Consider the following 21,584-nt stretch of genomic DNA (forward strand, 5'->3'; position numbering starts at 1 on the left):
GCTTTTATATGTGGTTTAATAACGCCCTTATCTATCAATACGAACAGGATGATACTTGTGAGTTCACTGTTTCTTTAGCTGAAAACATCCTAAAACCTTGTCCTCCTCATGCACGCTTTGTGTATGGCTGGCTCCCTCTCATTGGGGATGAAATGATTCAAGAGATTGCTGGGAGTTCTCTCATTTGTTTAGGCAAAGAAGAACGCCTACTTCCTCGAGGTGTGATTAATAAAATGCTTGCCGAAAAGGTACAACTGCTCGAGACACAGCAAGGACGCATGGTAAAACGAGCAGAAAAAGCACAAATGGCAGAAGATATTGAGTTTGAATTATTACCAAAATCATTTTGCGTCCAAAAAAAATTGCTTGCCATTCTTGATAGTAGCAGTAAAAGACTCATTATTAATACTTCCAGCCCAAATCAAGCAGCACAACTCACCTCCTTTCTACGTAAGTCAGTAGCAGGAATCTCTATTGAGCCCCTATCTCATACAGAAAATCTTGCTTTACGATTTGCAGAATGGATTCATTCTCCAGAAACACTTCCTCAGCATTTTCAATTAGCCTCAGATTGTTTACTTTTCTCTCTTGATGATGAAAAAAAACGTGTGCATTGTAAGGGCTATGAGTTACCTGCTGAAGAAATTTTAACCCTACTCTCCCAAGGTATGGCTACAGCAGAAATCTCTTTAATCTGGAAAGAAAGAATTCAATTGACCTTGACACATGACTTTACCTTTAAAAAATTGAAAAGCCTTGATTACCTCATTGACGATTTTAATGAAATCAAACAAATTGATGAAGAATACCAGCAGCGTGATGCTGCACTTGCTTTATTATCAGGAGAGCTTCGAGAATTAATTAATGATCTTTTAGCAGTATTAATAGTTAAAGAGACACAGACAAAAACCGAATTAGAGGCAGTATAAGCACACTCTCTTGAAGATAGTTATATTATTGCCGCATAGACGTCAACGTAAGGACGTGAAGCCCGCATTAGACGCAGTCGTAATCAGGGAATTGTGTACCACGCCTTCCCCCGGATTACGGCTTTGCCTAATCCGGGCTACAGAAAAATAGAAATCAGTTTTCCTTAAGTTTTGACACCTCTCTATGTGTGTAAAGCAGGAATCTATCTAAACGGTTCCTCTTTTGTTATCAGCTTACAATATTGTGCCGGTATTATCTTTCTTATGTATATTGGAGTCCATCCTTACTATCAATCTCCAGTTTATACTTATCATGAAACCAATTTGCAGCATTATTAACCATACTGCCAGCTTGTTTTATTGAAGAGGCCTGTTGCTGTAAGTTAGTTACTTGTTCTTTTAGAGATAAATTTTATTTTCTAAAGCATTTATAGATTGGTCTTGGATGCTTAGTTTTTCTTTTACTCGATTTTGTTCCTTTTCTATAGGTTTGATTTTTTCGGATGCTATTGCAGCAGAAGCCAATACGGTAAGTGTTAAATATCCTGGCGTTCAAAACGCCAGGCATGATACAAAATACCAACCTCTTCAAAGATTTTATTTTAAGCGCTACACTATTCGTTCCATTTTAGTGGTGTGATAAGTTGCGTTATATATAGACAGTGCTTCTTCAGCTGCTTTATTAAAGCCCAAAGCCTTGTTTGCCTCATACATAACTACTAAGGCTTGCTTTACACTAGGAGCCTGTGAGTAGTTTTTCACGACATAATTTGCTCGCTCAATAGCAGCAACATACATTTTACGTTTAAAATAAAATGTTGACGCATTCAATTCATGCTGTGCAAACATATTGCGTAAATATACCATTCGTTGTAACGCATTTGCCTTATATTTGCTGTCAGGGAATTTTTGAACCAAGATACCAAAATCTGAATAAGCTTGGGTTTGTGTCCCTGGATCTCTCCATGATTCATCTAAAGGTAAAAATTTTGCGAAAACACCACGCGTTTGTTGAAAGTTTGCCATACCTTTCATGTAATAAGCATAATCTACATTTTTAGCACGTGGATAAAGATGAATAAATCGTTCTGCCGTAGCCGCAGCTGCAGGATAATCTTCATTCTTATAATAAGCATAAATTAAATCCATTTGTGATTTTTCGGTATAATCACTAAAAGGATACATTGTCTCTATTGCCTCTAGGTGTTTTATTGCAGTTGCATATTCTTTTTTGTGCAAATCTTTCTGAGATGCAGTATAAAGTTGTTCTGCAGTCATTCCTCTATAAGGGCTATTATCTTCTTCATCTTTGTGCCACCATGACTTACAAGCAGCTAAAGACACAATAAGGGCAAACAGGAACAACATTTGAATTCGTTTCATAAACCACACCTATTTAAAATATATTCACCACAATTACTACCAGCCATAAGGGCTCAAAAAACAGAAAACATTATACCTATGACTATTGAATTTGCGAATATTCTTATGTCTTTTAGACAATGAAATAAATAGAAATTTTATATTATCAAAAATATACAATTTTATTGAATAGAATATAAAAAAGTATTTGCAAAAATATAAGGGTTGGGATAGTATTGCCCGTGGAGAGATGGCAGAGTGGTCGATTGCGGCGGTCTTGAAAACCGTTGAAGGGCAACCTTCCCAGGGTTCGAATCCCTGTCTCTCCGCCAAGGGACTGTTATATTTTCTTGTTATACTTCAAGTTTAATTTTTATAAATCATTTAAGAGCACCCTCTAGGCTACCCCATCGTCATAATTAAATTATTATTAAAAAGAATAGTAATGACAAAATTACTTTCCAAGACATTGTTAATTGGTTTTGTTGTATGAGAGCTAGTGATTTAGTGTTTAGTCATTAATAAAGCCTTGGTAGCAACGTAAAGGGTTAGTTAATTTACCTAAACTAGAATATTAAGTATTTACCTCAGTACCTAAACAGACATCTAAAAATTTCTAGCTAGACTAATTCTCAAAGAATATAATCTCTGCCGTTTAATCGCTTTGTTTCTATCTGGATCATTGAGCGCTGTAGTAACACAGCAGCGCATAATCCTTCATTAAAGTACAAGGAGAGTCGTTTGTCAAATCAAAAAACTTGAAGATTGACTATAATTATTTATAAACATAATGCAAATGGAGACTATTATGATCAATAAAGATGAAAAAGAGGAACCAACTAAACAAAAACCCTCCACGTCAATTAATGAAGTCCCGCTAGGTGTATTGGGATTGATTGCCGCACATCTTGATCGGGAATCACTTGGAAAATTTAATCAAACCTCAAAAAAAATGCATAAGGGAAGCTCATCTGTATTAGGAAAAGAAAAATGCAGTTATTATGTAGAAAAATTAAATAATGAGAAGGTTACATTACCTACAACTGAAATCATTAAGGCATGCGAATATTTATTTAAGCATCAGATACCTAAAGAAACTGTTTTTAAAATAATAGTGGAAAACTATAACAAAGAATGTAATAAAATGATGAATCCTATGTTTTTTACACGCAATGAGGAAAGATTTAAAAACTATGAGCATTCACTAGAAGAAGTATTTCCTATTTCTTCGTGTTTAATACCATTGAACTTTTTTATGATGGCGCATGGAGGTGGAGAGGAACAATTTGTTGCTCTAACTAAATTGGTGGCCGCTAAAATATGGCTTGAACACTGTTTAAAGAACAATGATAAAGAAGGTTTAAAGGAGATTCAATTAGCTGGTATTTTGTTTAAAGGTGAAGAAAATCTATTTATAATTAAAGACAATGCGATATTTTTAGAAGAAAATAAATTGGATGACTCTTTTATAAAAAAAATCATCGAAGAAACTCATTATAGTTCTCATTACAAAGGTGTAGACTCAGCTGAGGGTAAATTAGAAATAATTTATAAAGCAGCTAAAGAGTATTTATCTAAAAATGGAATGATGGAGTTCCCGGAGTTAAAATCAGGCAAATGTACTATATTGTAACTCAGCAATTGCATTGCTCATTAAAGCTGCAATCTCTCGAGCACTCACCTAGTGCTCGTGTATGAGTTGCACCAAAGCCAATAGAGATTTGTTTGCCTTATTTTTTATAACGAAATATCCATACTCGAGAATCGTCTCTTACACGTAAAAATAAATTTGCTCCACTGCATGAAAACCATTTGGTTTAGTGCTCACATCTCGTGCTGTTAGGACTTTAATTTTCGCCATATTTCTTCTCGCTTAATGGGTTACCATTGGGGGTACCCATTAAGCGCGGATTGTAATAAACTTTGGCGAACCATTACGAGCAAAATATATCATAAGTCATTATAAATACTGGATTTAATGAACTACTACGAACATGCGCAAACACCAGTTTGGCGGACTGTCTCTCCGCCAGAAAGTTTCCACTAAATCATTGTGGGTGCATTATGCATCATCTGCATGAGCTTCTTCATTCAGACTTAATTTTTTACCATAAAACATTAAAAGAATATATTTAAAAGCCTTCTATAAACAAAATTATATTAATTTATTGCTATTCTCTATCATCAATTCATTCAGAAGATTAAATAAAGTAGTTGATCTTCTAAACTGATTTGAGATATTTTATTAACGTTTATTTCCAAAACCGCTTGTTACTTCTTTTTGATCGTTTGTGCTAATAGCACGCATAGTTTCTGGTTTTACATGACCATTAAGTTTAAATAGACCAAATAGTGAAGTGACCACAGATAACGAATTGTCCGATGTTTTCACAACAGGCACTGTTTGCTCTACTTCTACTTTAAAATAAGGAACCATACCTTTGGCTGTTAAAGTACCATCTCCATTGTCTTTAACTTCCGCTGGCCCTTCATATTCTTTTATTGGACAAGAATAACTACCTTTATTTTTAATTGATACATTGACATTATAGTGATTTTTTTCTATTTCATTAAATATTGCCACTGTATCGAATTTACATGGCCCACATTCTACTTCACCCCTGTATGTTCCTTTGTGAATAAGAGATTCTCTTTGGGAGTCGCTTTTTGATCTTGTATTAGTCATAAAGAACTATCCTTCTTAAAAATTTTATGTGAATTTTCTAATTCATGTATGAATTATTGGTTGACAATTAGTCTATTATTTGGCAATAGAATACTCAGACATCATTAGCTATAGACTAGCCACCAACCCCATAATTGCACAAATAATGTATTTTGTGCTTATTATTCTATCATTTATTTATTAAGATTTTATTAGGTAACGACTCTAACTGTATGAATCCCTACGCATTGCCTCCAATTACCTGTTTCCGAAGACGAATGCTGATAAGCAGGTAAATTGCATCGTTGCCTCAAGATCACTGTTACCGAAGGAGAGAAAGCGACATGGGAGCATTGAGGATGGATTTATATTTAAAACACAGCGCTTTACGTTATTGCCATGGCAATCGTGCTGTAAAAAAACGTATATTGGATGAATTTTGCGAAACGCGTGGTTATCATCGTAAGTCGGCAGCATGGTTATTAAGACAGTTGTTCATTTCCGTTCAAAAGCCTAAAAAACCAGGTAAAAAGAAAACTTATGAGCCAAGTTTATTATTGGAGCCGCTGAAAAAGATTGGGCTCGCTACGGATCAGACGTTCGGCAAGCGCTTAAAAGAAGCTTTGCCTCGTTGGTTACCGCATTATAACAAACATCATGAGTCTTCATTAGATAAGCTATCGGCTCACCTGCTCGCAAATGAGCGCGGCAAACAATTGATCGTTTGCTAAAACCCATTAAATCTCGCTATAGAAAAGGTTTAAGTGGCACTAAACTCACCCTATTCCGATTAATACAAACCGCTCAGTTGATTTTATGGAGGCAGATACTGTGTGGCCCATTGCGGCACCTCACTCATGGGTGATTTTGTCTGGTCTATTACAATGACCGATATTTTCAGCGGTGGGACAGAAATGCGTGCCACTTGGAATAAAGGAGCGATAAGGGTCAGGCCTTCAAGACATACATGAAAAGCTTAAAAACCACTTTAGAGACGCCTGGAGCTGCAACAGGTTAGATATGAGGGACACCACCCTCTGTCTTCTGGGCGTATGGACAAAGCGATAAATAACAAAAAGACGTTACCCACAGGTGTTGCTCACACTCTCGAGCTTTTCGCCCCATACTCACCAGGCGCAACAACAATTACTTTTTAACTGATATAAAACCTCTCAAAAGCAATACCTTTCATTGAGGCAATAGGCCAAACGAATCCGCAAAGATTAGATCATCTCGTACAAATAGAGCATGATTCATATTTAAAGCAGTAATCATTCTATATCCAATAAAGAATGTCACTCATGATAATTTTGCTTATTAAATTTAGTGTTTCACAATTTTGGCACGACTCATTAAACTTTTTGCATACAAGTCATAGTCCATCATGCCATAACTTGCTTCTATTTGTTGAGTCAAACTATCTTGTGCTTCACCATCTAATTCATTCAATTTTCCATCATTAATATGCTTTAGTTTTACTACAGCATAATCACCATTAGGCAACACAAAACCATCCTTGCTTTCTGGTCGTAGCAGATTAAATGCCATATCGTTTATTTCTGCATCTTCTTTATCATTATCTCGAGTCGCCTTAACTACAGGTTTCCATTCTAATTGATTCGAAATAATGAGCTCTTGCTGTTGCTTTTCTTCACCTGGATTTAATAAACTCATTCCAATTTTTTTGGCTGTAGATTCTGCAACTTTTTTTACTAGAATCTTTTTGATTCGATCTTGAACTGCATCCAAAAATTGTTCTTTTTCAGGCCAGTGTTGATTAACTCTTACTACTACAACAGAATCATTATCGATTTGTATTGGTTCGCTATTATTCCCTAAATCAAGTACATCATTGCTAAAAGCAGCATTAATTACTTGCTTATTTTTTGTAATACTTTCAGTACTTCCTTCTCTAGAAAAAGGCTGGGTTTTTTCTATTTTTAACTTTAAAGCATCCGCAACAGGTTTCAACGAATCTGGAGATTGATAGCTTAAATCAGATAATTGTTCCATAGCTTGTGTATAATGAGTCTGCGCCATCTCCACAACTAATTGTTCTTTAATTGATGCATCCACTTCAGACAACTGTTTCGTTGTAACAGGTTTATAATCAATTAGTTTAAAAATTTCATATCCATGCTTGGTTTTCTCTGGAGATGAAATTTGCCCGGGTGTAGTTAAATGAGACAAGAACTTACTGTATTCATTTTGTCCCGCGGTGATCCATGGAAGAACCCCATTGTCAGCGATAGAAAGTTTATCATCAGACAATTTTGAAACAAGATGATCAAATTGTTTTGGATCCTTCTGTAAAAGAAGATAAGCAGAATTCGCTTTATTTTGGATTTTTTCTAATTCATCTTTATTTGCACCCTGGGGAACAGCAAATAAAATATGAGCCACCTGCCATTGCGCAGGAGTTAAATAATTACTTTGATTGTCTTCATAATAGCGTTTAACGTCATCCTCAGATACATTAACTTTATTTTTAATGTCATGCATGGATAAAGTGACATAATCCAAACTGACTTTTTCTGGAGACATAAATTCACGTTTATGTTTGTTATAATAGTCAGCAATAGCCTTTTGAGAAATTTGGACGTCTTTTTCGAAGCGAGATACGGGAACGATTAAATACTCATAATCTCTGCTTTGCATATACAAACTTACAAAACGATCAATTTCATCAGGTAAAGCAAAAGAGCTTCCCATGAACGCAAACCGTTGTTGATTAAGGAGCATTCCTTGTTTTACTTCATTTTGAAAACTTGATTGAGTAAATAATGCAGCATTTAACGCTTGTTGGTATTTCTGAGCCGAAAAATGGCCATCTTCTTGAAATTGTGGGATATTCAAAATTGCTGCATTCGCTTGATCTGCGCTCACATTAAAGCCATTCTTACGCGCCGCTTGTACGAGGACCTCATTATTAATCATTTGATCTAAAACTTGGTTTTGCAGTTTTTTTTCATCTGCAGCAGTCAATTGTGACATATCTTGCATCGCACGAGCACGTCTGTAATTCGTATCAAATGCTTGTAAAGTCAGTGGGTAGTCATTAACTACTACTTTCGCACTTGTTGTTTGACGTGATTGCAAATAATAATCGACACCAAAAAGTGTAAACGTAATACCGATTAAGATGACCACTAACCAAGCTACAACACCCTGTATACGTTCATTTAACTTTTGCAACATATCCGATGATCCATTTTATATTAATAAAGCTGTAAATTTTTTGACGCTGATTATATCTCAATAGGATAAAGAAAAAAACAAAAACCAATGACCTGTTCTTGATTATTTACCCACGGAATGGGGAAAGAGCCAAACCTTACTAAGTGGCTTTCATCAAAAGATGAAACTCATTCAACATTGCGCTTATGGTTTTAGAAATTTTGAAAACTCCAGATTAAGGGTTAAGGTTTTGTATTCTTGATTAATGCTCGTAAAGGGGAAAGAACCGCGATATATAGCATGCGTAGCCTGGTTGCTTGCAACCAGGATTTCACCTGATGTTCGATCCTTTAATGCCAGCGTAAAAAAATACGTACCGCCCCGAGTTTTGTCTCATCTGTAATTGACCCTGAGGTTTTTGCTCTTCCTTGTGAACTTGCACCACATAAAATAGCCTCTTTATTATTACAAAAGCCTGATAATCTTTGCCGCCTCTGATAAATCCTGGTTGCAAGCAACCAGGCTACGCGTACTAAATTTGCCTAGATATTCTGTTAAAAAAGTAAGTGGAGAGAACCCGGTTTATATCGAAGTCACTTATCGATGTGTTGTACGATGCATTCATTGTGGGAATAAGAAGCTACGTAAAAAGGATAGTTTCATGAGGCGAATCCGTCATGAATCAATTGGATTGCGTCGTAGTTATTTGTGTATCAAGGCTCATAAGTATTATTGTCCTGCTTGTGGTCGCTATTTTAATCAACGTTTTCCGGGGATAGGTAAGTATCAAAGGGCGAGTGAGAGTTTACGGAAACAGGTGTTTCACTATCATAGCAGAGTGAGTCAAAAGGATTTGGCTCGTGATTTAAAGCTGGGTAAATCGACTGTAGAGCGCTGGTATCATTACGGTTATGAGCTACGTTATAAAAAGATAGCGACTCGTTCCTGTCCCCGAGGATTAGGTCTTGATGAGCATTCGTTCAATAGAAAGGTGGGGTATGCGGCAACCTTTTGTGACTTGGCCAAACATAAAATATTTGATATGGTTGAGGGACGTTCAGCACGCGTAGCCTGGTTGCTTGCAACCAGGATTTCACCTGATTGTCGATTCTTAATGCCAGCATAAAAAAATACGTACCGCCCCGAGTTTTGTCTCATCTGTAATTGACCCTGAGGTTTTTGCTTTCCTTGTGAACTTGCACCACATAAAATAGCCTCTTTATTATTACAAAAGCCTGATAATCTTTGCCGCTTCTGATAAATCCTGGTTGCAAGCAACCAGGCTACGCGTACTAAATTTGCCTAGATATTCTATTAAAAAAGTAAGTGGAGAGAACCCGGTTTATATCGAAGTCACTTATCGATGTGTTGTACGATGCATTCATTGTGGTAATAAAAAGTTACGTAAAAAGGATAGTTTCATGAGGCGAATCCGCCATGAGTCAATTGGATTGCGTCGTAGTTATTTGTGTATCAAGGCTCATAAGTATTATTGTCCTGCTTGTGGTCGCTATTTTAATCAGCGTTTTCCAGAGATAGGTAAGTATCAAAGGGCGAGTGAGAGTTTGCGTAAACAGGTGTTTCACTATCCTAGCAAAGGAGTGAGTCAAAAGGATTTGGCTCGTGATTTAAAGCTGGGTAAATCGACTGTAGAGCGCTGGTATCATTACGGTTATGAGCTACGTTATAAAAAGATAGCGACTCGTTCCTGTCCCCGAGGATTAGGTCTTGATGAGCATTCGTTCAATAGAAAGGTGGGGTATGCCACAACCTTTTGTGACTTGGCCAAACATAAAATATTTGATGTGGTTGAGGGGCGTTCAGCACGGGTAGCCTGGTTGCTCGCAACCAGGATTTCACTGATGTTCGATCCTTTAATGCCAGCATAAAAAAATACGTACCACCCTGAGTTTTGTCTCATCTGTAATTGACCATGAGGTTTTTGCTTTTTCTTGTGAACTTGCACCACATAAAATAGCCTCTTTATTATTACAAAAGCCTGATAATCTTTGCCGCCTTTGATAAATCCTGGTTGCAAGCAACCAGGCTACGCCAAAACACCGCACTGCAAAGCAGTGTATGCGTTTAATACCTCTTTTTCTTAAACTGGTTGCCAGTCTGAAAGAAAGTCCTTTTGAATCACTAAAGACTCTAGGTAAAACATTATATCAATGGCGAGAAGAAGTGGTTAGAATGTGGCGGTTTACTAAAAACAACGGCATTACGGAAGGCTTCCATCGCAAGATGAAGCTAATTCAACGACGTGCTTATGGATTTAGAAATTTTGAAAATTATAGGTTAAGGGTTAAAGTTTTGTGTTCTTGATTAATGTCCCCGGATTTGGGGATGAGCCCAAAAAAAACGCATCTTTCGATACGCTAATTTGGCGGAGTGGACGGGGCTCGAACCCGCGACCCCCGGCGTGACAGGCCGGTATTCTAACCAACTGAACTACCACTCCATTACTATTGGTGGGTGCTGTAGGGATCGAACCTACGACCCTCGCCTTGTAAGGGCGATGCTCTCCCAGCTGAGCTAAGCACCCTGAAAAATTTGAGTTTTCACTTAATAAAAAACGCGTCTTTCGACGCGTTAATTTGGCGGAGTGGACGGGGCTCGAACCCGCGACCCCCGGCGTGACAGGCCGGTATTCTAACCAACTGAACTACCACTCCATTACTTGGTGGGTGCTGTAGGGATCGAACCTACGACCCTCGCCTTGTAAGGGCGATGCTCTCCCAGCTGAGCTAAGCACCCTGAAAACTTAAGCTTCTTGAACTGCTTCTTTCAGGTTTTTACCCGCTTTAAACTTGGCTACTCGTGACGCTTTAATTTGTATAACTTTTCCAGTTTGTGGATTTCGACCAGTACGTGCTGAACGATTACCTGTTGAGAAAGATCCGAAACCAGGTATTACTACTTGATCACCACTTCTTAACGCATCAGTAATAGTACTAGTAAATGTTTCCAGAACTCTACTTGCGTCAGCTTTTGTTAAACCCGAACCACTTGCTATAGCATCAACTAATTCGCTCTTATTCATTGCTTCCCCTATACAGTTAATCTTCCATACTTCTAAGCTAATTTAACTTTAATAATCAAATTAACCGGTCAAGTAGTTACTTCCTTGCAGAGCCCGCTATTGGCGGGCCACGAAACGAACTATACCCTGTATTAATGGGTATGTAAATCATTATTTTTAATTTTTTTTGAGCGTTTACCAACAATTTTTCCAGATTGTTCATTTGTTGGCTCACCCACCCAGGGACTGCGTTGTAAAGCGAGTTCCAGCACCTGTTCGATAGTCTTAACAGGGTGAATTGTTAGCTTACGTAGTACATTATCGGGTATCTCTTCTAAGTCCTTAACATTTTCTTCAGGGATAATGACATGTTTAATTCCACCACGATGAGCTGCCAATAATTTTTCTTTAAGACCACCAATAGGTAACACTTGCCCTCTTAGCGTAATTTCACCCGTCATCGCTACATCCGCCTTAACAGGAATTTGTGTTACTACAGAAACTAAAACCGTACACATACCAATACCCGCACTTGGCCCATCTTTAGGAGTAGCCCCCTCTGGAACATGAACGTGGAAGTCATTTTTATCGTAAAAATCATCCAATAAACCAAGTTTTTTAGCTCGGCTTCGTACCACAGTCATCGCCGCATGGATGGATTCTTGCATCACTTCACCCAATTGACCTGTATGTGTCACTTTACCTTTACCTGGCATCATTGATGCTTCAATAGTAAGCAATTCTCCACCCACACTTGTCCAAGCTAATCCTGTAACTTGACCAACCTGATCAAATTGTTCAGCAAGACCATATCTATATTTTTTCACACCAAGATATTTTTCAATATTATTAAGTGATACAGCCATTTTCTTGATCTTTTTATTGGATAAAATTTCTTTTACGACTTTTCGGCAGACACTAGCAATATCCCGCTCTAAGTTACGTACACCAGCTTCACGCGTATAATGGCGAATAATTTCTCGTATAGCGCCCTCACTAATATGAATTTCTTCATTATTTAAACCATTTAAGACAATTTGTTTGGGCACAAGATATTTTTCAGCAATACTTACTTTTTCGTCCTCTGTATATCCTGCAAGACGAATTACCTCCATCCTATCCAATAATGGTGCAGGTATTTCCAGAGAGTTAGCTGTGGCAATGAACATAACATCACTGAGATCATAGTCAACTTCAAGATAATGATCGTTAAAAGTATGATTTTGCTCTGGATCCAACACTTCTAATAAAGCTGCCGCCGGATCACCACGGAAGTCCATGGCCATCTTATCGACCTCATCAAGCATAATTAATGGATTTTTTACACCCGCCTTACAGAGTTTTTGGATAATTTTCCCAGGCATAGAGCCAATATACGTTCTTCTATGACCGCGAATCTCAGCTTCATCTCTAACACCACCTAAAGCGATACGTATAAATGTACGTCCTGTAGCATTAGCAATCGATTGTCCCAATGAAGTTTTACCTACTCCTGGAGGACCAACAAGACATAAGATAGGGCCTTTTAGGCGCTTTACTCGTTGCTGAACAGCAAGGTATTCAATAATACGCTTTTTAACCTGTTCTAAACCATAATGTTCTTTGTCTAATAATTTTTCGGCTTTTAGCAAATCAAATTGAATTTTTGTTCTTTTTTTCCACGGTACTTCAAGCATCCAATCAAGATAATTTCGAATAACCGTAGCCTCTGCAGACATGGGTGACATCATTTTTAACTTATGAAGTTCCGCAAGTGATTTTTCTTTTGCTTCTTTAGGCATACCGGCTTTATTAATTAATTTTTCTAATTGCTCAATTTCATTGCCTTCTTCGCCTAACTCACCTAATTCTTTTTGAATAGCCTTCATTTGCTCATTGAGATAATACTCACGCTGGCTCTTTTCCATTTGACGTTTCACGCGGCCTCTTACACGCTTCTCAACATGTAATAGATCTATTTCATTCTCAATTGCAGACATTAAACGCTCAAGACGAGTTCCCACATCTAAAGTTTCTAATAATTCTTGTTTGTCATCAATTTTTAAAGTGAGATGAGCGGCAATAGTATCCGCTAAGCGACCAGGCTCTTCAATGCCAGATAAAGGAGATAGAACCTCAGGAGGGATTTTTTTATTAAGTTTAATATATTGCTCAAATTGCGACATGAGAGAACGCATTAAAATGCCTATGTCCGGTTCCTGCATGGCAGCATTCTCATCCTCCATTACATCAAGCTCCGCTTCTAAATAACCTTGCGTCTGATGATATTCTTTTGCTCTAGCACGTTTTTCACCTTCGACTAAAACCTTAACGGTTCCATCAGGTAATTTTAATAGCTGCAGCACACTTGATAATGTACCTATCTGAAAAATATCAGCTTCTCCAGGGTCATCATTGGATGATTTCTTCTGTGCTACTAAAAAGATTTGTTTATTATCAACCATAGCCGCTTCTAAGGCTTTAATTGATTTTCCTCGGCCAACAAAAAGAGGAATAACCATATGAGGGTAAACCACTACGTCTCTTAATGGTAATACAGGTATGTTGGACATTTTTTCAGTCTCATTCGAACTTTCTTTATTTTCAATGGACATAATGAACCCTTATTTAAACAGAAAACTTAAAATTAATATTTTAATGACTACTAACTTATAATTTAAGAGGAAGGGAGAGTTATTGCAAGAAATCAAAGCTTTATAATTGAGAAAGTCCCTTATAAGAACTTCTCTCCTACATTATGTGCAGGAGAGATACAGAGTAGAAAAATGTCTACTCTTGGCCACCTGCTGCACTCTTCATCCCATCTTGTTCATAAATAAGAATTGGTTTTGATGAACTAGTTATAACACCTTCATCAACCACAACTTTAATTATTCCCTCAAGAGAAGGTAATTCATACATTGTATCTAAAAGAATATTTTCAAGTATTGCGCGCAAGCCTCGAGCACCCATTTTTCTTTCTAAAGCTTTTTTAGCAATTGCTACCAATGCTTCATCCCTAAACTCAAGCTCCACTCCCTCCATTTTGAAAAGAGATTGGAATTGTTTCGTCAACGCATTTTTAGGATTAGTTAAAATATCAATAAGAGCTGATTGATCAAGTTCTTGCAAGGTAGCAATTACAGGCAATCTCCCAACAAATTCGGGAATTAATCCATATTTAATGAGATCATCAGATTCTAACTGGCTCAGCACCTTAGAAACTTCATCGCTGGTATCTTTTTTATTTTTCAGCTGCGCAGAAAACCCAATGCCTGATTTATCACTTCGCTCTCTGATTACTTTTTCTAAACCAGCAAAGGCTCCACCACAGATAAACAAAATATTTGAAGTATCTACTTGTAAAAATTCTTGTTGTGGATGTTTACGGCCACCTTGAGGTGGGACAGAGGCAATTGTTCCTTCGATTAACTTCAAAAGTGCTTGTTGAACACCCTCACCTGAAACATCACGAGTAATAGAAGGATTATCAGATTTTCGTGAAATTTTATCAATTTCATCGATATAAACAATACCATGCTGTGCTTTATCTACATCATAATCACATTTTTGTAAAAGTTTCTGGATAATATTTTCTACGTCTTCACCAACATAACCTGCTTCAGTAAGTGTAGTGGCATCCGCCATAGCAAAAGGAACATTTAAAATACGAGCTAATGTTTGTGCTAAAAGAGTTTTTCCACTTCCTGTTGGGCCTATAAGTAAAATGTTGCTTTTTCCAAGTTCAACACCATCTTCACTTTTATGTTGTAATCGCTTGTAGTGATTATAAACTGCTACAGACAAGACTTTTTTTGCATGTGCTTGCCCTATAACATACTCATCTAAGAAACATGCAATTTCTTTAGGCGAGGGTAAACGAACCTCAGCTTCTTCTTGTGCATCATGTGTTTCTTCACGAATGATATCATTGCATAGCTCAACACACTCATCACATACAAATACGGAAGGGCCAGCAATTAATTTTTTTACTTCATGTTGGCTCTTTCCGCAAAAAGAACAATACAAAACTTTTTCACCACTTCCGTTACCGGATTTACTCATAACCAAACCCCTTCTTACAACGATTATCGAAAAAGATAATATATGTAAAATATTAGTCAATCAGAAAAAGATATGCCACTGTAATTCATTATAAACCATAGTACTCTAAAAAACGTGAACCGCATATGTAGGAGCTAACAAATTTAAGAATAAATAAGTTTTAACTCCCTAGCAATTGCGGCTCAGTTCTGAATTCCGCTTACAATCCTACCCGGGTATTGACAATTGGTTTCTACTACCTACGTGTCACACTTTATGGGCGAAACGCAGAAGAGCGAAATGAATTGTATTATAATCTGGATCAAAATGCCTTGATGTTCTAGAATCAAAGCATTTTAACTCAAGCTAGCGAATTATAAACAAACTCTGGTTTACAAAAATAATTATTCTGCTTTGCTTGCTGACTCTCTATCATAAAGCACTTTATCAATAAGACCATACTCAGCGGCTTGTGTAGCACTCATAAAATTATCACGCTCTGTGTCACGCATAATTTGATCAGGCGTTTTTTTAGTATGTTTTGCCATTATATTATTTAGTCGCTCTCTTACTGCTAAAGTCTCGCGTGCATGAATTTCGATATCAGTTGCCTGACCTCGATAACCACCTAAAGGCTGATGAATCATTACTCGTGAGTTTGGCAAGCAGAATCTTTTTCCATCAGCTCCGGCACAAAGCAATAAAGCAGCAGCACTTGCGGCTTGACCTATACACAAGGTACTCACGTCAGGCTTGATAAATTGCATAGTATCGTAAATTGCCAATCCTGCCGTAACTACACCACCAGGTGAATTTATATATAGAGAAATGTCTTTTTCAGGATTTTCAGACTCAAGAAACAGCAATTGAGCAACCACTAAATTAGCCATATGATCTTCAACTTCACCTAAAAGAAAAATAATTCGCTCTTTTAATAATCTTGAGTAAATATCATATGAACGCTCCCCTCGTGAGGTTTGTTCAATAACCATAGGGACTAATCCACTGGCATTACGAATGATATTCTCTGAATAGCCTGACATATACTTACTCTCCTTTCTTCTCTGTCGCTTCAGTCGCTGGTTTAGGATTCATTACTGACTCATAGTCCTTTGATTTATATTCAATTTTTGCACCTTCAGCGATTTTATCTGCAACCATTTCCTCTAAAACAAGAGCTTCAATTTCAGCCATATGCTCTTTACTATTTTGATACCAGCTACGTAATTCATCTGGATTTTCATAAGCACCGGCAAATTTCTCAATCATAGCGTTTACTTTATCTTTATCAGGAACGATTTGGTGCTTTTTAACATATTCAGAGAACAGTAAGCCTAGGTGAACACGGCGTTTGGCTTGTTCTTCAAAAAGTTCGCGTGGAAAATCAGGAATTTTTTCATTCTCATGATGCTCATGTCCAAAAATACGATGATACATGTCATGCTTCAAATGCTCAATTTCTTTGTCGATTAATGCTAAAGGCAACTGAACTTCATTAACCTCCATTAACTTATCAAACATTTTTTCCCTGTTCATCATACTTACACGACGCTCTAATTCACGAGTCATATTTTCTTTAATATCTTTTTTGAGAGCATCCACACCCCCTTCTTTAATATTAAATTTCTCCGCAAATGCATCATCTAGCTCGGGTAGCTTTCCTTCCATGATCTTATGAATCGTGATTTTGAAAACAGCCTCTTTACCCGCTAATTCTTTATGACCATAGTCAGCTGGAAAATTAACTTTAATATCGAATGGCTTCTCTTTTTTATTACCAATAATTCCTTCCTCGAAACCAGGGATCATAGCTCCTGAACCAAGAGTTAACTCATGGTTCTCTGCACTGCCTCCGTCAAAAGGCTTATCATCCAGAAAGCCTGCAAAATCAATTACTACTTTATCACCATTTTTGGCCGCACGAGAAACCTCATCCCATACTTTATTTTGTTCACGAAGTTTATCAACCATGTGTTCAACGTCTTTATCAGTGACTTCTGAACGAGATAATTCAACCAGAGCTTGGTTTAATTCAACAATCTCAAATACAGGCATTACTTCAAATGTTGCGCTATATTTAAAATCTTTGCCTTTTTCAAGTTGTTCGGGCTCAACAGAAGGATAGCCAGCAGGAACTAATTCATTTTTTTGCAATGCTTCATATAAAGTAGATTGAACCATATCTCGAGCAACTTCTTCACGAACGCTATTTGAATAACGATTCGTAACAACATGTAAAGGTACTTTACCGGGACGAAAACCATCTATTTTGACTTTGCGAGCCAGATTCTTGAGACGTAAGCTCACTTCTTCCTCTACTTTTTCTGCAGGCACAGAAATTGTTACCTTACGTTCCAAACCTTTTAGGGTCTCAACCGAAACTTGCATTAATTTCACCTCATGGAATTTATAATGATAATGGTGCGAAAGGAGAGACTCGAACTCTCACGGGTCGCCCCGCTGGAACCTAAATCCAGTGCGTCTACCAATTCCGCCACTTTCGCAAATCAGGTTGGATTATCAATCAGTAATCCAGTCTTGTAAAGACCGAAATAAAATCTTTCGTGTTAAAACCATTTGTTTTTCAAATGGGGTGAACGATGGGACTCGAACCCACGACAACCGGGATCACAACCCGGGGCTCTACCAACTGAGCTACGCTCACCATAATTTTTCGCCAGAACTCTTATGGAATGATCTGGGCTGGCACGCCCGGCAGGATTCGAACCTGCTACCCTCGGCTTAGAAGGCCGATGCTCTATCCAGATGAGCTACGGGCGCAAAAATTTGGTCGGGGTGGAGGGATTCGAACCCCCGACATCCTGCTCCCAAAGCAGGCGCGCTACCAAACTGCGCTACACCCCGAAACCCGTCTCAAGGACAGAGCGCTGATAATACTAGCTGCCATCATTAAGGTCAATATCCTAGATCATTAAATTTTCATTAATTTTAATTTATCTTTTTTTATATTTAGATTTAACAACCAAAGAGAATTTTTTTAATCCATATAGACAAAAACCAACCCACCCCAACGTTTTAATTGCCCACTCGTATCTTCTTTAATTTTCCGCTAGCATTGATCATTATTCATTTCACATTAAAAAATAATGAAAGTTAAATTACTGCCTATTTTTGATAACCTCAATTACTTACATAAAAATCAGGAAAATGTCGTACTTCCTGATATAAAATTTCAAAATGATTTTAATTATACTTTGAGCTTCCTTAAAAGTTATACAGGCAGCCAAGGTACATTCAATAGTTATCGAAGAGAATCCGAACGATTATTGCAGTGGACATGGCTTATTAAAAATTCTACATTGGATCAATTAAAACGGGATGATATAGAACAATACATCCGCTTTTGCCAAAAACCACCCAATGCTTGGATAAGTTTAAAAAAAGTACCCCGCTTTATAGAAAAAGAGGGAAAACGAATGCCTAATGAAGAATGGAGGCCATTTGTAGTAACTTTGAGTAAAGCTGCGCTGAAGAGAGGTCAAAAACCAACGATTGATCAATTTAATTTATCCCAAGGTGCCCTCCAAGAAATATTCGCCATTTTAAGTACATTGTTTAATTTTTTAATCGCTGAGGAATATGTAGCCGCCAATCCAGTAGCTTTAATTCGTCAAAAAAGTAAATTTATTCGTAAAGCACAGCACAATGCCCCTATACGTCGCTTAAGCCTACTTCAATGGAGTGCGGTATTAGATGCTGCTGAATATCTTGCTAATGACTCACCAATAAAACATGAGAGAACTCGTTTTATGTTAAGCATGCTATTTGGAATGTATTTGCGAATATCTGAGCTTGTAGCTAGCGATCGCTGGATACCAAGTATGAATAACTTTGCTAAAGACAGCGATGGTCATTGGTGGTTTACCACTGTTGGTAAAGGGAATAAAGAACGACAAATCGCAGTGAGTGATGCAATGTTAGAAAGTTTAATGCGATGGCGTAGTTTCCTAGGATTAACACCCCTTCCCTCATCTGCAGATAACTCTCCTCTCATTCCTAAAATTCGGGGTAATGGCCCAATGAGTGATACTGCCCCTATCCGTAGAATTATTCAACAATGCTTTGACCTTGCTGGAGAACAATTGCGGATCAAAGGTCATGATGAAGAAGCCGACAATTTAGCTGCAGCAACAGTCCACTGGTTAAGACATACCGGAATTTCCGAAGATGTAAAGATCCGTCCACGCGAACATGTACGTGATGATGCGGGCCATAGCTCCAGTGCAACTACAGATCGCTATATTGATATTGAGAAAAAAGCGCGACACCAATCCGCTCGGAAAAAAACTATAGAACCAGAACCAAGTTGAATGGATTTATGATAGAATTTAAAAAAAGTATGCTTTTGATCCGTAGCTAAGTGGGTGCAACATAAGCCAAATATTCTGATTTAATAAAAATAAATCTTTATAACCCGGATTACACTATGCTCTGCCTTAGATACACATCAATTAAGTATCGAGTTTGTACCTCTAATTTTACTAATAGTTAAAAATTTATCATGCTTACTCTTCGTCAAATTACTTTAAGCCGCGGCAATAAAATTTTATTGGATAAGGTCAATGTTACTCTCTATGAAAAACAAAAAATTGGCCTAATTGGCCATAATGGTTGCGGCAAATCAACGCTATTTGATTTTTTACTAAGAAAATTAACTCCTGATACAGGTGAATTTTTAATTAATCCTCAACTCACTATCAGTCATTTATCCCAGCAATTGCCTGATAGCCATGAAAATGCATTAGATTTTGTATTAGGTGGTGATGATGGCTATATTAAGTTATGTCAGCGTTTACAAAAGGCAGAAACATCAGGGAATGATGCTGAAGTATTGTTATGTCATGAAGAGTTAAACCATACTGCTGGCTATAGTAAGCCTGCTCTGGCAGCTACAATTATGTCCGGGCTGGGTTTTAATTCGAAACAACAACAAGCTTCAGTCAATAGCTTTTCCGGTGGTTGGCGTATGCGTTTAAGCCTTGCACGTTGTTTAATGAAACCCGCTGATTTACTATTACTTGATGAGCCTACCAACCATTTAGATATGGAGGCAATTTTTTGGCTAGAACGCTTTTTAAAACAAAGCCCAAGCACCATTATTCTTATTTCTCATGATCGTGAATTTCTTGATGCTTTTGTGTCTCATATTTTGCATATTGAGAAACAAAATCTGACACTTTATAGTGGTAATTACAGTTGTTTTGAGAAAACTCATGCCCAGCAATTAGCATTACAACACGCTTTATATGAAAAACAACAAGCTAAAATTAATCATATGATGTCTTTTGTAAATCGTTTTAGAGCAAAAGCTACTAAAGCAAAACAAGCACAAGGCCGTCTGAAGGCGATAGCCCGAATGGAAATTATTGCCGCTGCACAAATAGATTCCCCCTTCTCTTTTGATTTTTTTCCATGCCCACGTGCGAGCAATCCTTTAATACAATGCAACCTAGTAGATGCTGGTTATCAGCCTGAGAAACCTATTTTAAAAAAAATAAATATCTCTCTTAATCCTGGCGATAGAATCGCTTTGCTGGGGCCCAATGGTGAAGGAAAATCTACTTTTATTAAAACATTAACCGGATCTTTATCCACTTTGAATGGTACAATCCATCGCTCTGCACATTTAAAAATTGGTTATTACGCGCAACATCAATTAGAACAATTGGATTGTAAATTAAGTCCAGTCGAAACCATCCAAATACTTTCCCCAGAGGTTCGTGAGCAAGCCATACGTGACTTTTTGGGTGGCTTTAATTTTATAGGTGATATGGCAGTACAACCCATTCATCACTTTTCTGGTGGAGAGAAAGCACGACTTGCGTTAGCAAAACTCGTATGGTTAAAACCTAATTTACTTTTGCTGGATGAACCCACTAACCATTTGGATCTTGGCATGCGCTCAGCAATTGAACTCGCATTACAAAGTTATGAAGGAGCATTAATTTTGATCTCTCATGATCGCCATATGTTAAAAACCAGTGTAGATAGTTATTATTTGGTTTATCAGCAAAAAGTCGAAGCTTTTGATGGTGATTTGGATGATTATTATTCTTGGTTGCAAAGCAAAGATACCCTCAAAGAAAACATTTCTTTTTCTACGGCGAATGACTATAAAGAAAAAAAAGCGTTACAAAATCGACTTAAAAAATTAGAGCAATTGATCGAACACTATCACGATGAAATCGCCCAACTAGATACTCAACTTAGTGATGCAAGCCTTTATGAGGACAGTAAGCAACAAAAGAAATTAAACCAGCTCTTAGAAAAGCGCTCGCTCACTCATTCCTCTTTAAATCAAATAGAAGAAGAATGGTTAGAGATCGGCAGTAGTTTAGAAGATTTGAATCTTCGTTGAAGATATAGTCAATGATGTATCATCCAT

General features: G+C 37.4%; 13 protein-coding genes, 9 tRNA genes and 3 pseudogenes. 9 read left to right on the forward strand and 16 right to left on the reverse strand.

From position 1 onward, the window contains the following. The first annotated feature begins 8 nt into the window (after positions 1–8). Positions 9–929: a recombination-associated protein RdgC gene (locus DYH34_RS11175; protein ID WP_058465357.1), complete on the forward strand. Its 921-nt coding sequence runs from the start codon at positions 9–11 to the stop codon at positions 927–929. Positions 930–1,538: 609 nt separating this feature from the next. Here the strand turns inward: DYH34_RS11175 and DYH34_RS11185 are convergent. Then, positions 1,539–2,312, reverse strand: coding sequence for an outer membrane protein assembly factor BamD (locus DYH34_RS11185; RefSeq protein ID WP_058465358.1), 774 nt, complete (start codon positions 2,310–2,312; stop codon positions 1,539–1,541). Positions 2,313–2,535: 223 nt separating this feature from the next. Between DYH34_RS11185 and DYH34_RS11190 the strand changes: the two genes are divergently transcribed. Next, positions 2,536–2,623, forward strand: a tRNA-Ser gene (locus DYH34_RS11190). Positions 2,624–3,099: 476 nt separating this feature from the next. Continuing rightward, positions 3,100–3,924, forward strand: a complete 825-nt coding sequence (locus tag DYH34_RS11195) for a hypothetical protein (RefSeq protein ID WP_058465359.1) — start codon at positions 3,100–3,102, stop codon at positions 3,922–3,924. Positions 3,925–4,536: 612 nt separating this feature from the next. Here DYH34_RS11195 and DYH34_RS11200 read toward each other — a convergent pair. After that, positions 4,537–4,977: a hypothetical protein gene (locus DYH34_RS11200; RefSeq protein ID WP_058465360.1), complete on the reverse strand. Its 441-nt coding sequence runs from the start codon at positions 4,975–4,977 to the stop codon at positions 4,537–4,539. Positions 4,978–5,315: 338 nt separating this feature from the next. On the opposite strand from DYH34_RS11200, the gene DYH34_RS11205 reads away from it, so the two are divergent. Beyond that, a complete protein-coding gene (locus tag DYH34_RS11205; RefSeq protein ID WP_147287495.1) occupies positions 5,316–5,687 on the forward strand; it encodes a hypothetical protein in 372 nt (123 codons plus the stop codon). 592 nt (positions 5,688–6,279) lie between these two features. On the opposite strand, the gene DYH34_RS11210 is transcribed toward DYH34_RS11205, so the two are convergent. Continuing rightward, on the reverse strand, positions 6,280–8,154 hold the full coding sequence (locus DYH34_RS11210) for a SurA N-terminal domain-containing protein (protein ID WP_058465361.1): 1,875 nt from the start codon (positions 8,152–8,154) through the stop codon (positions 6,280–6,282). Positions 8,155–8,293: 139 nt separating this feature from the next. On the opposite strand from DYH34_RS11210, the pseudogene DYH34_RS18740 reads away from it, so the two are divergent. The 3 pseudogenes from DYH34_RS18740 to DYH34_RS18745 all read left to right on the forward strand — a co-directional run. Continuing rightward, positions 8,294–8,395, forward strand: a pseudogene (locus DYH34_RS18740) (transposase); the annotation flags it as partial. Positions 8,396–8,641: 246 nt separating this feature from the next. Further along, a pseudogene (locus tag DYH34_RS11225) lies at positions 8,642–9,199 on the forward strand (helix-turn-helix domain-containing protein); the annotation flags it as partial. Between the two features lie 202 nt (positions 9,200–9,401). Continuing rightward, a pseudogene (locus DYH34_RS18745) lies at positions 9,402–10,458 on the forward strand (transposase). A gap of 59 nt (positions 10,459–10,517) precedes the next feature. On the opposite strand, the gene DYH34_RS11245 reads toward DYH34_RS18745, so the two are convergent. From DYH34_RS11245 to DYH34_RS11305, 13 genes are all read right to left on the reverse strand, one after another. Beyond that, positions 10,518–10,594 (reverse strand) — tRNA-Asp (locus DYH34_RS11245). An 8-nt stretch (positions 10,595–10,602) separates the two neighbouring features. Then, a tRNA-Val gene (locus DYH34_RS11250) sits at positions 10,603–10,678 on the reverse strand. Between the two features lie 53 nt (positions 10,679–10,731). After that, positions 10,732–10,808, reverse strand: a tRNA-Asp gene (locus DYH34_RS11255). A 6-nt stretch (positions 10,809–10,814) separates the two neighbouring features. Continuing rightward, positions 10,815–10,890, reverse strand: a tRNA-Val gene (locus DYH34_RS11260). Between the two features lie 7 nt (positions 10,891–10,897). Continuing rightward, positions 10,898–11,176 carry an HU family DNA-binding protein gene (locus DYH34_RS11265; RefSeq protein WP_003631985.1) on the reverse strand — a complete coding sequence of 93 codons (279 nt, stop codon included), beginning with the start codon at positions 11,174–11,176 and terminating at the stop codon, positions 10,898–10,900. Between the two features lie 131 nt (positions 11,177–11,307). After that, positions 11,308–13,749 (reverse strand): endopeptidase La, encoded by a 2,442-nt coding sequence (lon, locus tag DYH34_RS11270; RefSeq protein WP_058466313.1) that lies wholly within the window; start codon positions 13,747–13,749, stop codon positions 11,308–11,310. Between the two features lie 175 nt (positions 13,750–13,924). Further along, complete coding sequence (gene clpX, locus DYH34_RS11275; protein WP_058466312.1) at positions 13,925–15,199, reverse strand: ATP-dependent Clp protease ATP-binding subunit ClpX; 1,275 nt, start codon at positions 15,197–15,199, stop codon at positions 13,925–13,927. A gap of 383 nt (positions 15,200–15,582) precedes the next feature. Further along, the gene (gene clpP, locus DYH34_RS11280) at positions 15,583–16,221 is read right to left on the reverse strand and encodes an ATP-dependent Clp endopeptidase proteolytic subunit ClpP (RefSeq protein ID WP_058466311.1); all 639 of its coding nucleotides are present in this window, start codon (positions 16,219–16,221) and stop codon (positions 15,583–15,585) included. 4 nt (positions 16,222–16,225) lie between these two features. Then, positions 16,226–17,566 carry a trigger factor gene (gene tig, locus DYH34_RS11285; protein ID WP_058466310.1) on the reverse strand — a complete coding sequence of 447 codons (1,341 nt, stop codon included), beginning with the start codon at positions 17,564–17,566 and terminating at the stop codon, positions 16,226–16,228. A 31-nt stretch (positions 17,567–17,597) separates the two neighbouring features. Beyond that, positions 17,598–17,682, reverse strand: a tRNA-Leu gene (locus tag DYH34_RS11290). Between the two features lie 85 nt (positions 17,683–17,767). Next, a tRNA-His gene (locus DYH34_RS11295) sits at positions 17,768–17,843 on the reverse strand. 39 nt (positions 17,844–17,882) lie between these two features. Continuing rightward, positions 17,883–17,959, reverse strand: a tRNA-Arg gene (locus DYH34_RS11300). A gap of 7 nt (positions 17,960–17,966) precedes the next feature. Continuing rightward, positions 17,967–18,043, reverse strand: a tRNA-Pro gene (locus tag DYH34_RS11305). Between the two features lie 242 nt (positions 18,044–18,285). On the opposite strand from DYH34_RS11305, the gene DYH34_RS11310 reads away from it, so the two are divergent. Further along, complete coding sequence (locus tag DYH34_RS11310; protein WP_058466309.1) at positions 18,286–19,509, forward strand: tyrosine-type recombinase/integrase; 1,224 nt, start codon at positions 18,286–18,288, stop codon at positions 19,507–19,509. A gap of 191 nt (positions 19,510–19,700) precedes the next feature. Continuing rightward, a complete protein-coding gene (locus DYH34_RS11315) occupies positions 19,701–21,557 on the forward strand; it encodes an ABC-F family ATP-binding cassette domain-containing protein (protein ID WP_058466308.1) in 1,857 nt (618 codons plus the stop codon). Positions 21,558–21,584: the final 27 nt, after the last annotated feature.

Source organism: Legionella cincinnatiensis (genome assembly GCF_900452415.1).
In the GTDB taxonomy this organism is placed as follows: Bacteria; Pseudomonadota; Gammaproteobacteria; order Legionellales; family Legionellaceae; genus Legionella; species Legionella cincinnatiensis.

Coding starts and splice junctions, on each gene's coding strand:
- DYH34_RS11200 (WP_058465360.1), bottom strand. CDS start 4,977: ATGACTAATACAAGATCAAAAAGCGACTCCCAAAGAGAATCTCTTATT.
- DYH34_RS11265 (WP_003631985.1), bottom strand. CDS start 11,176: ATGAATAAGAGCGAATTAGTTGATGCTATAGCAAGTGGTTCGGGTTTA.
- DYH34_RS11205 (WP_147287495.1), top strand. CDS start 5,316: ATGGATTTATATTTAAAACACAGCGCTTTACGTTATTGCCATGGCAAT.
- tig (WP_058466310.1), bottom strand. CDS start 17,566: ATGCAAGTTTCGGTTGAGACCCTAAAAGGTTTGGAACGTAAGGTAACA.
- DYH34_RS11185 (WP_058465358.1), bottom strand. CDS start 2,312: ATGAAACGAATTCAAATGTTGTTCCTGTTTGCCCTTATTGTGTCTTTA.
- DYH34_RS11315 (WP_058466308.1), top strand. CDS start 19,701: ATGCTTACTCTTCGTCAAATTACTTTAAGCCGCGGCAATAAAATTTTA.
- DYH34_RS11210 (WP_058465361.1), bottom strand. CDS start 8,154: ATGTTGCAAAAGTTAAATGAACGTATACAGGGTGTTGTAGCTTGGTTA.
- DYH34_RS11175 (WP_058465357.1), top strand. CDS start 9: ATGTGGTTTAATAACGCCCTTATCTATCAATACGAACAGGATGATACT.
- clpX (WP_058466312.1), bottom strand. CDS start 15,199: ATGAGTAAATCCGGTAACGGAAGTGGTGAAAAAGTTTTGTATTGTTCT.
- DYH34_RS11310 (WP_058466309.1), top strand. CDS start 18,286: ATGAAAGTTAAATTACTGCCTATTTTTGATAACCTCAATTACTTACAT.
- clpP (WP_058466311.1), bottom strand. CDS start 16,221: ATGTCAGGCTATTCAGAGAATATCATTCGTAATGCCAGTGGATTAGTC.
- DYH34_RS11195 (WP_058465359.1), top strand. CDS start 3,100: ATGATCAATAAAGATGAAAAAGAGGAACCAACTAAACAAAAACCCTCC.
- lon (WP_058466313.1), bottom strand. CDS start 13,749: ATGTCCATTGAAAATAAAGAAAGTTCGAATGAGACTGAAAAAATGTCC.